General features: G+C 65.7%; 15 protein-coding genes. 11 read left to right on the top strand and 4 right to left on the bottom strand.

Annotation, left to right across the window (positions count from 1 at the left end):
- Nucleotides 1–87 precede the first annotated feature (87 nt).
- Together QCE63_RS19290 and QCE63_RS19285 are read left to right on the top strand one after the other, a co-directional pair.
- The gene (locus tag QCE63_RS19290; RefSeq protein WP_309835201.1) at nt 88–3,330 is read left to right on the top strand and encodes an adenylate/guanylate cyclase domain-containing protein; all 3,243 of its coding nucleotides are present in this window, start codon (nt 88–90) and stop codon (nt 3,328–3,330) included.
- Between the two features lie 28 nt (nt 3,331–3,358).
- Nucleotides 3,359–3,760, top strand: coding sequence for a hypothetical protein (locus QCE63_RS19285; RefSeq protein ID WP_309835200.1), 402 nt, complete (start codon nt 3,359–3,361; stop codon nt 3,758–3,760).
- Between the two features lie 8 nt (nt 3,761–3,768).
- Here QCE63_RS19285 and QCE63_RS19280 read toward each other — a convergent pair whose 3' ends face one another.
- Nucleotides 3,769–4,410 (bottom strand): DUF1109 domain-containing protein, encoded by a 642-nt coding sequence (locus tag QCE63_RS19280; protein WP_309835198.1) that lies wholly within the window; start codon nt 4,408–4,410, stop codon nt 3,769–3,771.
- On the bottom strand, nt 4,407–4,955 hold the full coding sequence (locus QCE63_RS19275; protein WP_309835492.1) for a sigma-70 family RNA polymerase sigma factor: 549 nt from the start codon (nt 4,953–4,955) through the stop codon (nt 4,407–4,409). The genes QCE63_RS19280 and QCE63_RS19275 overlap by 4 nt, the downstream gene beginning before the upstream one ends.
- A gap of 264 nt (nt 4,956–5,219) precedes the next feature.
- Between QCE63_RS19275 and QCE63_RS19270 the strand changes: the two genes are divergently transcribed.
- The 7 genes from QCE63_RS19270 (at nt 5,220) to QCE63_RS19240 (ending at nt 9,915) form a co-directional block, all read left to right on the top strand.
- Nucleotides 5,220–5,852 (top strand): cytochrome b/b6 domain-containing protein, encoded by a 633-nt coding sequence (locus tag QCE63_RS19270; protein WP_309835197.1) that lies wholly within the window; start codon nt 5,220–5,222, stop codon nt 5,850–5,852.
- A gap of 16 nt (nt 5,853–5,868) precedes the next feature.
- Complete coding sequence (locus QCE63_RS19265; RefSeq protein WP_309835491.1) at nt 5,869–6,645, top strand: molybdopterin-dependent oxidoreductase; 777 nt, start codon at nt 5,869–5,871, stop codon at nt 6,643–6,645.
- A 66-nt stretch (nt 6,646–6,711) separates the two neighbouring features.
- Nucleotides 6,712–6,960, top strand: a complete 249-nt coding sequence (locus tag QCE63_RS19260; protein ID WP_309814785.1) for a pentapeptide MXKDX repeat protein — start codon at nt 6,712–6,714, stop codon at nt 6,958–6,960.
- 107 nt (nt 6,961–7,067) lie between these two features.
- Nucleotides 7,068–7,493: a MarR family winged helix-turn-helix transcriptional regulator gene (locus QCE63_RS19255; protein WP_309835196.1), complete on the top strand. Its 426-nt coding sequence runs from the start codon at nt 7,068–7,070 to the stop codon at nt 7,491–7,493.
- 80 nt (nt 7,494–7,573) lie between these two features.
- Nucleotides 7,574–8,881, top strand: a complete 1,308-nt coding sequence (locus QCE63_RS19250) for a chloride channel protein (RefSeq protein ID WP_309835195.1) — start codon at nt 7,574–7,576, stop codon at nt 8,879–8,881.
- Nucleotides 8,882–8,969: 88 nt separating this feature from the next.
- Complete coding sequence (locus QCE63_RS19245) at nt 8,970–9,290, top strand: hypothetical protein (protein WP_309835193.1); 321 nt, start codon at nt 8,970–8,972, stop codon at nt 9,288–9,290.
- 163 nt (nt 9,291–9,453) lie between these two features.
- Nucleotides 9,454–9,915 carry a GNAT family N-acetyltransferase gene (locus QCE63_RS19240; protein ID WP_309835191.1) on the top strand — a complete coding sequence of 154 codons (462 nt, stop codon included), beginning with the start codon at nt 9,454–9,456 and terminating at the stop codon, nt 9,913–9,915.
- 8 nt (nt 9,916–9,923) lie between these two features.
- Here QCE63_RS19240 and QCE63_RS19235 read toward each other — a convergent pair whose 3' ends face one another.
- A complete protein-coding gene (locus tag QCE63_RS19235) occupies nt 9,924–11,642 on the bottom strand; it encodes a glycerol-3-phosphate dehydrogenase/oxidase (protein ID WP_309835190.1) in 1,719 nt (572 codons plus the stop codon).
- Between the two features lie 16 nt (nt 11,643–11,658).
- Nucleotides 11,659–13,176, bottom strand: coding sequence for an FGGY-family carbohydrate kinase (locus QCE63_RS19230; RefSeq protein WP_309835189.1), 1,518 nt, complete (start codon nt 13,174–13,176; stop codon nt 11,659–11,661).
- A gap of 177 nt (nt 13,177–13,353) precedes the next feature.
- On the opposite strand from QCE63_RS19230, the gene QCE63_RS19225 reads away from it, so the two are divergent.
- Nucleotides 13,354–14,331: a sugar-binding transcriptional regulator gene (locus tag QCE63_RS19225; protein WP_309835188.1), complete on the top strand. Its 978-nt coding sequence runs from the start codon at nt 13,354–13,356 to the stop codon at nt 14,329–14,331.
- Nucleotides 14,331–15,926 carry an FGGY-family carbohydrate kinase gene (locus QCE63_RS19220; RefSeq protein WP_309835187.1) on the top strand — a complete coding sequence of 532 codons (1,596 nt, stop codon included), beginning with the start codon at nt 14,331–14,333 and terminating at the stop codon, nt 15,924–15,926. Before QCE63_RS19225 ends, QCE63_RS19220 begins: the two co-directional genes overlap by 1 nt.
- Nucleotides 15,927–15,945: the final 19 nt, after the last annotated feature.

The following is a 15,945-nucleotide window of genomic DNA, read 5'->3' as shown; positions in this document are numbered from 1 at the left end:
GCTTTAAGCCATGCCATGCAGCAAGGGCGCTCCGGTCAGAACCTGCTATGTTGAAAGGAAGCGAATGCCTTCCTGATGGGAGGGATCATGGACATCGCGCTCTGGCTGCACAGCCTTGGCATGGAACGTTACGCGGCCGTGTTCCGCGAGAACGCCATCGATGTCGACGTGCTACGCCATCTGACTGCGGATGATCTGAAGGATCTCGGCGTGCTGTCCGTGGGACATCGCCGCACGCTGCTCGATGCGCTGGCTGAGTTGCGCGCCCATGAAAACGGTTCATTAACGAAGCCGGGCGAGCGGCGTCAGGTGACGGTGCTGTTCGCGGACCTGTGCGGCTTCACCGAAATGAGCCGGTCGGTGGATGCGGAAGAAGTCGTCGCGGTGCTCGACCGTTACTTCGAGCAGGTGGACCGGATCGTCGAGCAGCATGGCGGTCACGTCGACAAACATATCGGCGATTCCAGCATGGCCGTGTTCGGCGCGCCCGTCTCGCATGGCAACGATGTCGAACGTGCGGTGCGCGCGGCGCTTGCCATCGCGGAGGCCATGCCGGCGCTGGACCGCGAACCCGCTTGGCCGCTTGCGGTGCACATCGGCATTGCGGGCGGCGAGGTCGTGGCGAGCGGCACCGGCAGCGCGACCCATCGCGCTTATACCGTGACCGGCGAGACCGTCAACCTTGCCGCGCGCCTCACCGGCGCGGCCGGTCGCGGAGAAATCCTGATCTCGGAAGGCGTGCGGCGCGCATTGGGCGAGCGTTTCGACTGCGTCGCGCGCGAGGCGCTGAGCGTGAAGGGCTTCGTGGAGCCAGTCGCGGCGTGGTGCCTCGCGGGCTTGCGATGCACCGCTCAATCCGTGCGGCCGTTCGTCGGCCGCCATGACGAGTTGCGGCAGTTTCGCGACATGCTCGCCGCGTGCCGGGCGAGCGGACAAGGACGGACGGTCATCGTCAGCGGCGAAGCCGGGCTCGGCAAGACACGCTTGCTGGAAGAGTGGAAACGCGAAGCGGCCAAAGCAGGGTTCGCCATTCATGGCGGCCTCGTACTCGATTTCGGCGCGGCCATGGGGCGCGGCGCGCTGCAAACGATCGTGCGCGGCTTGCTCGCACTCGACGATGCAAGCGAGGCCCAGGCCAGCGCGACCGGCATGATCGAAGGTGAGGACGCGCCGTTCATCAAGGACCTGCTCGATGTGTCGATGACGCTCGAGGAACGCACGGTCTACGAGGCCATGGACAGCGCGAAACGTCTGCGTGGCCGCGCCAATGCACTGCGCGGGCTCCTGCGGCGTACTGCTCGCGAGCGGCCCCGGCTGATCTTCGTCGAAGACGTTCACTGGTCGGATGCTTCGACACGACGCGATCTCGCCGTGCTGTCGGAGGCGGTATGCGCGTGTCCCGCGATGCTGGCGATGACCGTGCGACCCGCACACGACCTGTCGTGGCCTGAAGCGTTCAACGCGCGCGTGTTGCAGATGGATCTCGCGCCGCTCAGCACGGACGAGGCCGAGCGGATGGCGCGCTCGTACCCGGCGGCGTCGCAGGAGGTTGCGGAGCGCTGCATGGCGCGGGCGGCGGGCAATCCGCTGTTTCTGGAACAACTGCTCGGCAACGCGCAGGATGACGAGACCACCGGTGTGCCCGGAACGGTGCGGAGTCTCGTACAGGCCCGCCTGGACCGGCTCGATCCCGCCGGCAGGACCGCGTTACAGGCGGCGTCGGTGTTGGGCCAGATCGTTGAGCGCGACGTGCTGGACCGTCTCGTCGATGGCGCATCGGCCGCGCTGGAATCGCTCGCCGCATGTCTTCTGCTGCGCCGCGAGAACACGGGCTACCTCTTTCATCACGCGCTGATTCGCGATGCCGTCTATGACGGCCTGCTGAAGAGCCGGCGCCGCGAGTGGCATCGCCGCGCGGCATCGTGGTACGCCGAGCATGACCTGATCCTGCGGGCCGAACATCTCGATCGCGCAGCGGACAGCGAAGCGCCGCGCGCTTATTGTGACGCGGCACGCGCGCAGGCGGCCGCGTACCGCTACGAACTGGCGTTGCGGCTCGTCGAACGTGGCTTGGCGCAGGCGCGCGCTGCGACCGATCGTGTGGCGCTCGCCTGCCTGCGCGGCACGGTCCTGCATGATGCCGGCGACATGACGTCGGCGCTGGCATCGTTCGAAGCCGCGCTCGCCGACGCCGCGACGGACGCCGAGCGCTGCCAGGCCTTGATCGGACGCGCGACCGTGAAGCGGGTGATCGACGATCTGGAAGGCGCCTGGGCCGACCTCGATGAGGCTGCCCTCGTCGCGGATGCCCAGGGCTTGCTGCCGCAGGCCGCGCGCATTCACTTCCTGCGGGGCAACCTGTGTTTTCCGCGCGGCGACGCCGACGGCTGCGTGCGTGAACACGGCCAGAGTCTCGCGCTCGCCCGCGCGGCCGCCGACCCTGAACAGGAAGCAGCCGCGCTCGGCGGGCTGGGCGATGGCGAATACCTGCGCGGCCGCCTGATCAGCGCGCACGATGCCTTCAGCCGCTGTGTCGAACTGTGCGAGCGCCACGGATTCGGTCGGATCGAAGTCGCGAACCGGCCGATGCGCGCCATCACCGCCTGGTTCACCGGCGACGCGCGCGGCGGACTCGATGCCGCGCTGGCCAGCGTCGTCGCGGCGGAGAAGGTGGGACATCTGCGGGCACTGGCTGTCGCGCATCACGCAGCCTGGCATTGCCTGCACGATCTCGCGGAGTGGGCGCGTGCGTGGGAGCATGTCGAACCCGCGTTGCACTGCGCGCGTGAGCTCAAGTCGAAGCGCTTCGAAGGCGAGGCGCTGGCGCTGCGCGCCGAGTTGCAGCGTGTGGCGGGAAAGCGGAATGAGGTGCTGGAGGATATCAACGCGGCGCTCGCGTTCAGCCGGGAAACCGGCATGGCCTATCTCGGCCCGAGTTATCTCGGCACGCTTGCCCGCGTGACCAGCAATCCGGACATACTCGATCAGGCGCTGGCGGAAGGCGAGGCCGTGCTCGCGGCCGGCGCGGTCAGTCACAATCACTTCCTGTTCCGGCGCGACGCCATCGACGCGTGCATCGATCATCGTCGCTGGGACGCCGCCCTGCATCACGCCGACGCGCTCGAAGCCTATGCGTGCCGCGAGCCGTCGCGCTTCTCCGCGTTCTTCGTGGGGCGTGCGCGTGCGCTCGTGGCGGTTGGCAAGGGCGCGAGGGGGCAGGCTGTGCTGAACGAACTCGCACGTGTCGACGTCGAAGCAACAGAACTGGGCTTTCTGCATGCGCAACGGGACATTGCTGGTGCGCTCGCTGAAGCTGGACGAAGCCGCTGAACAAAGCCGCTGAACAAGGACGCTGCACATGAAAATGGACTGGAAGGCTCGCGTCAAACTGTTCGCGCAACGGTTCTGGCAGCCGACGAGCGCCTGCATGACCTGCATGCCGGGTAGCTGGCAGTTCATCACGAGCAGCGCGCACTGGGCGAACGCGCTGCGCACCGGACTGTTCACCGGCATTCTGGCGATTCTCCTGACCTTCACGCCGGCCGCGAGGCTGTTCGAGAACCGCTTCGGCAATGCCGCGCTCGTCGGTTTGCTCACGGCAGTCGGCGATATCTACGCGCACACGAGCCACTATCGTCTGCCCTTCGTCGAGCACATGATCACGGGGCTCGCCTCGGGCGTGCTGACGCTGCTCGGCTCCTACGTCTTCGAAGACCGCGCGCGCCGCGTTCGCGCGCTCTGGGCGCGCGTCTTCGCGTAGCGGCGGCGTTACCAGCGCAGCAGCCTCGGCCCGAGCCACGCGCCGATCAAGGCCGGCAGCAGCATGCCGGCCGCGTACCAGACGCTCCAGAACGCCGGGCTCATCTCCGGGCAATGCAGGCAATACACGACCGTTGCCGTCGCGCTAGCCAGCAAGCCGGCGACAGCGCCCGCCACGCGCAGCCGGGTGGGCGCAAGCGAGCGCATGGCCCACATCGCGGCGGGGAAGGTCGGCACGGACAACAGCAGGATATTGAACGGACAGGTGCGCCACGTGTGGCCGAAGACGACTGCCGCGCGCGCGGCGGGCTCGGCGTGTTCGAAGACCATCCAGCCGGCGCCCCACACCGCCACGAAGGGCAGCGCGACGAGCGCCCAGGTCAGACCGGCACGCGCACCTGGACGGCCAATGCGCGTCAGCGTGAGCAGCGCGCCGATGCCCACTGCCAGCGGAAACGCCAGCTTCGCCCAGAAGATGCCCGAGCGGGCCACTTCGCCGAGATCATGACGCAGCCCGAACACGAGGCTCAGCAGGATCAGCGACCCCAGCGCGCCGGCCAGCAGCGCCTGGACGAAGCGGCGCGCGACAGCCGCGCGATCCACGCGTGTCACTTGATTGGAGAGAAGGGAGATGAGGTCGTCGGTATTCATCGCAGTCCCCGGATTTTAGCCGCGAGCGCCTTGAGGCCGCGATGCACGCCCACCTTCACCGCCGATTCCGACAGCCCCGTGATGCGCGCCGTCTCCGTGACCGACAGGCCTTCCAGCTTCATATGCACGATCGGCAGGCGTTGCTTGTCCGGCAGATGATCGAGCAGCTTGCCGATGTCATGACGCGCGCGGGCGGGTTCGTCGTCGGTGGCGGCGAGCAGGTCTTCGTGATCGTCGAGCGGCACGTTCAGCGCTTCGCGGCGCGCGTGGGCGCGGAAGAAGTCCATCAGCTTGTAGCGCGCGATGGCATGCAGCCAGGCCGTCAACGGTTCTTCAGGGCGATAGGTATGCCGTGCGTTGTGCACCGCGAGCAGGATTTCCTGGACGAGGTCTTCCACGTCATCGGGCCGATGCGGCAAGCGCTTGCGCAGATAGCCGCGCAGATGCCGCGTGAGCAGTTGCAGAAAACCGCGATAGGCGGCCTGGTCGCCTTCGAGCCCGCCGGTGAGCAATGCTTTCAGACGGATTTCGGCATCGTGCGCCATGGAGCCTGTTGAACGGAAGAGGCTGGACGAGTTGGTTTCAAGCGCTGCGCTGCCGCATTTTGGATCGAGCGTTTCAGAATAGCCGATGGCATGGTGCGCCGCAATGGCGTTGTTCCGAATCATGTCCAGGTTCTCCTCTTCCTGTCAGTTCGTTTTCGGCATGCCGCTCGTTACAGGCGGCTCTGAAACTTTTTTCGCGTGCTGTAACCGGCGCGGCATGGGCGGCGAACTTACCCACATCGGACGAACGGAAGGAGTACCGGCATGGACACCCTGAACGCGCCGCCAAGCGCATTACGACGGCATGGAACACCGGTGCACCCGGTCTGGCTGCGCGTCACGCACTGGCTCAACGCGGTCGCCGCGCTGATCATGATGTTCTCGGGCTGGCGCATCTACGACGCGTCGCCGGTGTTCGAACGCATTGTCATCCCGCCGTCGATCACGCTCGGCGGCTGGCTGGGCGGCGCGCTCCAATGGCATTTCGCGGCCATGTGGCTGCTGTTCTTCAACGGCTTCGTCTATCTCGCGTTCAATCTCGCGAGTGGGCGCTTCGTGTCGAAGTTCTTTCCGCTGTCGCCGCGCGCGGTGTTGCGCGACCTGGGCGCTGCGTTGAGCGGCAAGCTTTCGCATGCCGATCCGCGCCGCTACAACGCGGTGCAGAAGCTGGCTTACCTCGTCGTGATCGCCGATCTGATCGTGCTCGTGCTTTCGGGACTGGCCATCTGGAAGTCGGTGCAGTTGCCGCTGCTGCGCGAACTGATGGGCGGCTATGACCGCGCGCGCGTCGTGCATTTCTGCGCGATGGCGGTCATGGCGGCGTTCGTCGTCGTACACGTGGCGATGGTCGCGCTCGTACCGCGCTCGCTGCTCACGATGCTGCGCGGCCGTGAATAAACGACGGGATCACATGATGAAGAACGAACCCAGGCGCATCGTCCAGGTGGACCGTGCGGCCGTGCTGGCGGATGCCCGTCGCGAACTGGACATGCCGTCGCGCCGTCTGTTCGGCAAGCGCATGCTGACCCTCGGCGGCCTGTCGCTGCTGACCGGATGTTCCATCACCGACAACGACTCCGTGAACACCTTCCTCACAGCGGTCTCGCGTCTCAACGATCGCGCGCAGGCATTGCTGTTCGATCCGCAGCGTCTTGCGCCCACTTATACCGAAGCGCAACTCACGCGTCCGTTTCCGTTCAACGCGTTCTACGGCATCGACGACGTGCCCGCCGTGAACGGCGACGACTACCGGCTGAAGGTGAGCGGACTCGTTACCGGGCAGCGCGTATGGACCTTGCCGCAGCTCTATGCGCTGCCGCACGCGGAGCAGATCACGCGGCATATCTGCGTGGAAGGCTGGAGCGCGATCGGACGCTGGGGCGGCACGCCGTTCTCCGAGTTCCTGCGCCGCGTGGGCGCGGACACGAGTGCGAAGTACGTCGGCTTCCGCTGCGCCGACGACTACTACGAAAGCATCGACATGCCGACAGCCCTGCATCCGCAGACGCTCCTGACCTTCGAATACGACGGAGAGCGCCTGCCCGCGAAGTACGGCTATCCGATGAAGCTGCGCATGCCGACCAAGCTCGGCTACAAGAATCCCAAGCATATCGTCGAGATATTCGTGACGAACACGTACCCGGGCGGTTACTGGGTCGATCAGGGATACAACTGGTTCGGCGGCTCGTGAGCCCCGCGCCACTCACCGGTTCCGGAAGTTCCGGATGCCATGTTTGACTGACCAAGGAGAAGCAAGATGAAACGATTGATGACGGTAGTGATCGCAGCGGCCATGGCCATCGGTACGAGCGCCGCGTTCGCGCAGACGAACGATGCGATGTCGAAGGATTCCATGGCGAAGGATTCGATGTCGAAAGACTCGATGTCCAAGGACGGCATGAAGAAGGACAGCATGTCGCACGACTCGATGGGCAAGGGCGGCAAGATGAAGAAGCACGACGCGATGGGCATGGGTCATCCGGCATCGGGCGCGATGTCCCAGTAAGGCGGCGAACCACGGGGATCGGGAGCGCCCCGATCCCTCACCGTCCTTTGCGCGATGCGATCCCTGCTGGGTATGATCCTCGAATCCACTACGGACCAGGATCGCCGATGGCATCGAACAGCACACCCAAGCCCGCGCTTCCGGGCAAGCACGATCTGGAAGCGATGTCGATTTTTCGCTATGAGTTGCGCAAGTTCCTGCGCGTCTCCGAGGAAATATCGAACGCGGCGGGCATCACGACACTTCAATATCAACTGCTTTTGCACGTGCGCGGTTTTCCCGAGCGGCAATGGGCCACGGTCGGCGAATTGGCGGAGCGGCTGCAAGCGGCGCCGAACGGCACGGCCGCGCTGGTCTCGCGCTGCGAGGAAGCGGGCCTCGTGACCCGCAAGGCCGACAAGACAGACCGACGCCAGGTGCAAGTGCATCTGACGGCGAAAGGCGCACGCTGCCTGCTCAAGCTCGCGGCCGAGCACAAGGCGCATTACGGCTCGTTTTCCTGGGTGTTCGCGGCGCAGCCGACGCCAAGCTGATGACTCTTTTGAAAGGCTGAGGACGAAGACTGTTTCGATTTATGTCACAATGTGCCTTAAATTATCTTCTTCGTTTCCCGATGCGCTTCCCTGGATTTATCGACCGACGCACGATGCTGCGCGGCAGGCGGCTGTGGCTGCATTACGGCGTGTTCTGGCTGGGCGCGGTCGCGACCGGACTCATTGCGGTCCTGTATGCGCGGCTGATTGACTTCGGTTACGACGCCTTCCTGCGCATGATCGCCGCCCACTGGTGGCTGCCGCTGCTGCTGACGCCCGCCATCTCCGCGCTGGCCGTCTGGCTGACGCGCCGATTCTTTCCGGGGTCCGAGGGCAGCGGCATTCCGCAAGTCATCGCAATGTTGCATGACGGGCGCGAACTCGGCCCGCGACTGCTCACGCTGCGCATCCTGGTCGGCAAGATCGTCATTTCGTTTCTTTCGATTCTCGGCGGCTTCACCATCGGCCGCGAAGGTCCGACCATTCATGTAGGCGCGGCCCTGATGTTCAGCCTGCGCCGCTTCTATCCCGCGCGTCTGCGCAGCATGCGCGGCGGCGCGCTGGAACGCAATCTCGCGCTGGCGGGCGCGGCGGCCGGCCTCTCCGCCGCCTTCAATGCGCCGCTTGCCGGCGTGGTGTTCGCCATCGAGGAACTCACGCGCAGCTTCGAGCAGCGCACGAGCGGCGTGCTCATTACAGCCATCATTTTTGCAGGTGTCGTTTCGCTTGCACTGCAAGGCAACTACACGTATTTCGGCACCATCGACCTGAGCGGGCAGTTTCCCAATTCGCTCGCGCTGGCCGTGGTGCTGCTCGGCGCGCTGACGGGCGTCGCGGGCGGCATCTTCTGCTGGCTGCTGCTGAATACACACCGCTGGATGCCGGCGCCGGTCGTGAGCTTTCGCCAGTCGCATCCGGTGGCGTTCGGCGCGGCATGCGGACTGTTCATCGCCGTGATCGGCGTGGCCGCGGGCGGCCATACCTTCGGCAGCGGCTATGCGGAAGCGCGCGGCATGCTCGAAGGCAATTCGCAGCTCGGCGTGAGCTATCCGCTGCTCAAGATGGCATCGATGGTCGGTTCCTACCTCCCCGGCGCACCTGGCGGCTTGTTCGCGCCGTCGCTTGCCATTGGCGCGGGCATCGGCAACGCGCTGCATCTCGTGTTCGGCCACATGCAATTGCCGATGCTCATCGCACTCGGCATGGTCGGTTATCTCGCGGCCGTCACGCAGAGCCCGATCACGGCGTTTGTGATCGTCATCGAGATGATCAACGGGCATGCGCTCGTGTTGTCCTTGATGGCAACCGCGCTCATTTCCAGTCAGGTTTCGAAGCTGTTTGCGCCGGCTTTGTATGAGGCGCTCGCGCAGAAGTACATGAGCAAGTGAGGCCGCGGCACGGTCATTGCTGAACCATGATTGAGCGGGCGATGACCGCCTGCGCTCAAAAACCCATTCAGGTCAGGAGGGACGGATCATGAAGAAGGCAAACGGAATGCTCATCGCGGCCGTCGCCGCACTTACGCTGTCGGGCGCGGCGCTTGCACAGTCCGGCGGAGGCGCCGGTGGCGGTACGTCGGGCAGCACGGCCAGCCCCGCCAATCAGGTGAATCGCGCCAACAACACGGGCGGCTATGGCACGCCGGGCATGACCAACTCGGGTAGCGGCATGGGCACGCGCTCGCCGAACTCGGGTCTGCCGAGCGCAACCAACAGCAATTCAGCCGCCACCACCGCCGCGCCGACCAGCAATAACACGCTCGCCACGCCAAGCGTGAAGTCGCCTGCTGCGCAATAAGCTTCATGCGGGTTGAAGTCTGAAGCGGGTCGCGCAACGCCGTGACCCGCTTCCTGTCGTTGCGGTTCCGCAATGGCTCCCATGCCGATGTCCCGATTGGTTCTCCCCAACGCGTCATGCGCGTGCCTATACTGCACGCTCCCATCCGCGAGGACTTATCGACATGATCAGCTCACTCACCATCCGCTATGCCGTGCCCGAAGACCACGAAGCGTGGTTGCCGCTCTGGGACGGCTACAACGCGTTCTACGGACGTTCAGGCGAGACGGCGCTGGCCCAGTCGGTCACCGACATCACCTGGGGCCGATTCTTCGACGGCTATGAACCCATGCATGCGATGGTCGCGGAGAGCGAGGGCAAGCTCGTCGGGCTGGTTCACTTCCTCTACCACCGTCACACGACGATGGCCGGTCCCATCTGCTACTTGCAGGATCTGTTCACACTGAGTTCGGTGCGCGGCAAGGGCATCGGCCGTGCGCTGATCGAAGCGGTCTATGTCGAGGCGAAGAAGGCCAACGCCGAACGCGTCTACTGGCAGACCCACGAAACCAACGAAACCGCCATGAAGCTCTACGATCAGGTGGCGACGAAGTCGGGCTTCCTCGTGTATCGCAAGGCGCTCTGAAGCAGCGTTCAGGCTGTATCGCGCGCGGTGGCCGCAAGCACGACGCCATGACGATCGCGCGCCATCTCGCGCGTCGTATCGATCTCGGTTTGCATGCGGTCCGCATTCCATCCCAGTGTCTTTGCGGCGATCTCCGCAACTTCCAGCAGCAAGGCGTTCGTCAACTGTCCCGAGATGGCGAGCGTCGTGCGGCGAAAGAGCAGGTCGGACAGACGCGTCACCATTTCGTCGGCGCACAGATACGCAATCTCCCGCGCGGTGAAGCCCGGTTCGCTGACGAGCGGCTTATCGGGCGCCTGCGCGCAATAGGCAGCGACGCGACTCGCGGTCGTGCCATAGCGCGTCAACAGCGACTCGGCCCGCGCCGCCGACACGCCATATAGCTGCACAGCTTCATCGATCCATCCAGTGCGCGCCTTCGCATCGCGTGGAAAGCCGCGTCCGCCGCCTATCGCCTCATGCCGCGTGCCCGTCCTGCGCGCGCGTCCGAGTCGGGTCAGCACGGCATCGGCGGCGCTTTCCGCGAAGCCGCGAAACGTCGTCCACTTGCCGCCCACAAGCGAGAGCACGGGCGTCTGCGCATCGGGCAAGCGGTCGGTATGCATCACATGGTCGCGGCTGACGTCGCCGGGATTCGCGGCATCGGAGAAAGGTAGCGGACGCACCCCGCTATACCGGAAGCGAATGTCCGACTCCTTCAGCACCACGCCCGGAAACACCTCGCGCAAGACGCTCAGCATGTAGGCTACTTCGTCGTCGTCGCAGCGGACGGTGTCGGGATCGCTCACGCGAATATCGGTCGAGCCGATCAACAGCTTGCCCATGAACGGATACACCAGCGAGATGCGCCCGTCGTTCGAGCCGTAATACACCATGCGTCCCTGCAACTGCTTGTAAAGCTCCGCATGGTCGACTACCAAATGCGAGCCCTTCGCCCCACCGATGTACTTCCGCTCGATGCCAAGCGCCGCATTGACGCTGTCGATCCACGCGCCGCCCGCATTGACGATCACGGCCGGTTCAACCGCGATGAGCGCGTGCGTGTCGAGATCGCGCAGCCAGACGACGCCGCCTTCCGCCCGATCCACATTCATATAGTTCGCCGCCGCCGAGCCTGCGCAGGCCGCGAGCCCATCGACGACGAGTTCGAAGTTCAGGCGCTCGGCATGCGTGACCTGAGCGTCGTAGTACGTGGCTGTCGCCTTGATGGTCGGATCGAGCAAGGGCAGCGAGGCAAGCGAACGCGCTCGCAGCGCGAAATGGTGACGCGGCATGGTGCGATCGTGCCGCCCGAGAAAGTCATACAGCGCAAGACCGATCTTCGAGATGATCGCGCCGCGCTCGGTGAGCTTCGCCTTCAGGCCGAAGAAGCGTCGCGCCGAAGCGATCAAGCCGCCGAAGTACGAATGGATGGGCAGGACCGTCTGAAGCGGCCACACGAAATGCGGCGCGTTCTTCAGCAGCAGATTGCGCTCCAACGTCGATTCCGCGACGAGACGGAACTCGCCGGTTTCGAGGTACTTCACGCCGCCGTGAATCAGCCGCGATGGCGCGCTGCTCGCGCCCGCGGCGAAATCGGTCTTGTCGATCAGCAGGCAGTCCACGCCCTGCAACGACAGATCACGGAATAACCCGGCGCCGTTGATCCCGCCGCCGATGATCAACACGCTGACCTTCGGGCTCTGCCTGAGCCGGTCGAGAAATGAGTCGCGGCTTCGTTCAGTCATTGATTGTTCTCCTGCATCAAAGCGCGCTCGCCGAGCGATCCAGCGCCGCCCACAAAGGTTGAACGGCCTGGGCAAGTTGCGTCCACAAGCGGTATGCATCGTCGAGACGGGCGTGACGCTGAGGGTCCGGCGTGTGTGTGCGCTGCACGCGGCAGGCGCGGGCGGCGGCATCGGCAAGCGATGCATACACGCCCACGCTCACGCCCGCACACAGTGCCGCGCCGAGCGCGCTGGCTTCCTGGCTTTCGGGGATATCGACGGCGACGCCAAGCGCATCGGCGAACAACTGCGCGAGCAACGGACTCGACGATCCTCCGCCTGTCAGCCCGGCGCGCGTGGCGGGAAATGCGCTGGTCAGCGCCTCGACGTGCCAGCGATGGTTGAACACCATGCCTTCGAGCACCGCGCGCGCCAGATGCGCCCGGCGATGCCACGAGCGCACGCCGAAGAACGAAGCGCTTGCCGGCTCCTCGAAGGGCGAGCCGAACAGGAACGGATGGAACATGACCGAACTCGGTTCACTAAAGGCCGCTGCCACTTCCTCGCCGATCAGATCGAACAGCGAACAGCCGCGCCGTGCGGCTTCCTGCGCCTCGTGCTGGAAGAGTTCGCGCGTGGCCCAGTCGACATTGCTCGACGACGCCGGCGAGATCGACATGTTCATCCACTGACCGGGACGCGTGCCGTTGCGGCACGCCCAGCGCGCATCGGTGCGTGGTTGATCCGAGAGGATCTCGTTGATGCTGAACGTCCCCGCCGTAATCGAGAGCACGCCGGGTTCCGTGTTGCCCATGCCCACCGCGCTCGATGTGACGTCATGCAACCCGCACGCGACCGGCGTTCCTTCCACCAAACCCGTTTGCGCGGCGGCGAGTGCGCTGACCCGCCCGGCCTGCGCGACGGACGGCACGATCTCCGGCAACGCGCCGCGTACCGCTTCGAGGCCGTAGAGCGCGAGGACATCGTCGTGATAGGTCTGTGAGCGCACTTCCGTGAACGATGAACTGGCCTCGGTCGGGTCCGTCGCGGGCACGCCGGTCAGGCAAAGCCGCAGCCAGTCCTTGCAGAACAGCACATGGCCGATGCGCGCAAAGCGTTCGGGTTCGTTGAGCTGAATCCACTTGAGCAGGCTCACGGCGGCATACGGATAAGGCTGCTGCCCCGTCAACGTGAGCGCTGCATCGAGCACGCCTGCCTCGCGCCACTCTTCGCGCACGCCGAACGCGCGGCTGTCGAGCGACAAAATGCCCGGCCCGAGCGGCGCGCCGGCGGCGTCGGCGAGATAGAGGCCGTCGCCGTGACCTGTCACGCCGACGGCCGCGATCGACGCATCCGGCATCTGCGCCAGCGCGTCGCGGATTGCTCCGCAGGCGGCCAGCCAAGTGTCGTTCATGTCGCGCTCGACATGCCGCGCGTGCGGCTGGCGCTGTTCCACGCGCCGGCTGCCGGTGGCGAGCGCGCGCCCGGCGGTGTCGAAGATGACCGCCTTGGTGGCCGTCGAACCGCTGTCGACGCCCAGCAGATACGTCTCCATCGTGTCTCCGAAAGATTTTTATTGCATCGCAGCAGGGCCTGTCCGGTCTCTTCCGCCCGCGACGCGCATCTAGGGTTACTGCCGATGTTAATCGAGGTTGCACGCGAATATCGTGGGCGAACTGAAAAAAATTTCATCGCGTGGAAAAAATATCACCCACGCAAAAACGGAGAACACATGACGAAGTCCGTCGAAAGGCGCGATGGAGACGAAAGCCTGGCGATCCGGGCGGCGTGGCTGCATTACGTCGCCGGGCAGACGCAGGCGGACGTCGCCGCACGCCTTGGTGTGAGCAGTCTCAAGGCACACCGGCTGATCATGCGCGCCAACCAGAGCGGCGCGGTGAAGTTCTCCATCGACGGCGATGTGGCGGAATGCGTGGGACTCGAAGCCGAACTGGCGCAGCGCTATGGTCTGAGCTATTGCGAGGTGGTGCCGGACCTGAACGAGGACGAGCTGCCGCTGCGCGCGCTCGGCGTCGCGGGCGCGCAGTTCCTGCAGCGCGAAATCATGGCGTGCCAGGACGGCGTGATCGGCATCGGACATGGCCGCACGCTGGCGGCGGTCGTCGCGAGCATGCCGCGCATGGACGCGGGCACGGTGCGCTTCGTGTCGCTGCTCGGCGGCGTGACCCGCAAGTACACCGCCAATCCTTACGACGTGATCCATCGGCTGGCCGAACAGACCGGCGCCGTGTCCTATGTCATGCCGCTGCCGTTCTTCGCGAACACCGCTGAAGATCGCGAAGTGCTGATGTCGCAGCGCGGCGTGCGCGAGGTCTTCGATCTCGCCGCGCACGCGGATCTGATGGTGGTCGGCATCGGCACGGCGAATGCGGAGGCGCAACTGGTGGCGTCGCAGATGATCGAGCCTGCCGAAATCAACGAAGTGCACGAGCGCGGCGGTCGCGGCGAATTGCTGGGGCATTTCTTCAGCGCGGCGGGCGAGTCCGTCGAAACCTCGCTGGCCGCGCGCACGGTCGCGCCCGCGCTCGCCGATGTCAAGGGCAGGCGCATCGTCGCGATTGCGGGCGGCACGTCGAAGATCGCGGCGATTCGCGCGGTATTGAAGAGCGGCCTGCTGAGCGGACTGATTACCGACGAAGCCTCGGCGCTCGCATTGCGCGAAGACTTCGACGACGCGGAGCAAGGGTGATGAACGGCGACCTTCTGATCGGCATCGATGCGGGCACCTCGGTCATCAAGGCCGTGGCCTTCGACCTGACGGGACGGCAGATTGCCGTCGCGTCCGTGCCGAACCGCTATGCGACGAGCGCCGATGGCGCCGCGACGCAATCGCTTGATCAGACCTGGGCCGACTGCGCGCAGACGCTGCGCGATCTCGGCACGAAGGTCGACGGACTGGCGCAGCGCACGCTCGCGCTGGCCGTGACGGGACAAGGCGACGGCACCTGGCTGGTCGGTGCGGACAACCGTCCGGCAGGCGATGCCTGGCTCTGGCTCGACGCGCGCGCCGCCGCCACGGTGCGACGTTTGCAGGAAGCGCCTGCCAGTTGGGCGCGCTTCGAGGCGACGGGCACCGGCCTCGCATCGTGCAGCCAGGGCGCGCAGATCGCGCACATGGCCGCGACCACGCCCGAGGTGTTGAAGCGCACCGAAGTCGCGCTGCACTGCAAGGACTGGCTGTATCTGAAGTTGACCGACGTGCGCGCCACGGATCCCTCGGAAGCGAGCTTCACGTATGGCAACTTCCGCACGCGTCGCTACGACGACACCGTGATCGACGCACTCGGCCTCACGTCGTTCCGGCGTCTGCTGCCCGACATCGTCGACGGCACTGAAACCACGCATCCGCTCTCGGCCGAAGCCGCGGCGGCGACGGGCCTCGCTGAAGGCACGCCTGTGTGCCTGGGCTTCGTCGATATCGTGCTGACCGCGCTGGGCGCGGGCATCCACACGCAAGGCGCGGCGGGCGCGAGCTGCTCCATCGTCGGCTCGACGGGCATGCACATGCGCGCGATGCGCAACGAAGACGTACAACTGAACGCCGAAGGCACGGGCTATGTGATTGCGCTGCCGCTGCCGGGCATGTCGGCGCAGGTGCAGTCGAACATGGCCGCGACGCTGAATGTGGACTGGGTGCTGAACCTCGCGTCGGACCTGCTGCAACAGTTCGGCACGAGCCTGTCGCATGCGGACCGGATGAAGTGCATCGACGGCTGGCTGCACGCCGGCCGTCCGGGTGCGCTCCTGTATCACCCCTACATCTCCGATGCCGGCGAGCGCGGCCCGTTCGTGGATCCGAACGCGCGCGCGGACTTCATCGGCCTGACGAGCGAGAGCCGCTATCCCGACCTGTTCCGTGCGGTCGTGGAAGGGCTCGGCATGGCCGCGCGCGACTGCTATCTCTCCATGGGCGTACCGATGCCCGAAGAACTGCGCCTCACCGGCGGCGCAACGCGTTCGCGTGCATTGCGCGACGTGCTCGGCGCGGTGGTCGGCGCGCCGACGCGCATCTCCACGCGCGACGAAGCCGGCGCGGCAGGCGCGGCGATGATGGCGGCCGTCGCGCTCGGCGTGTATCCGGACATGGAGGCGTGCATCGCCGAATGGGTGACGCCTTTGCTTGGCCAGCCCGAGACGCCCGACGCCGACCTCATGCAGTTGTATGCGCGGCTCTTTCCCGCGTACCGGCAGGCGCGGCAGGCGCTGGTGCCGACGTGGGATGAAACCGCGCGGCTGCTGAAAGCGCGGCAGCGGCCGGACACGCTACCCGCGAGCCTGAACTAACGTCGAACATGGAACGCTG

Origin of the sequence: Caballeronia sp. LZ065 (assembly GCF_031450975.1) — a bacterium.
Classification (GTDB): Bacteria; Pseudomonadota; Gammaproteobacteria; order Burkholderiales; family Burkholderiaceae; genus Caballeronia.
The sequence above is the reverse complement of the archived record's forward strand: the minus strand, read 5'-3'. Positions and strand labels throughout refer to the sequence as shown.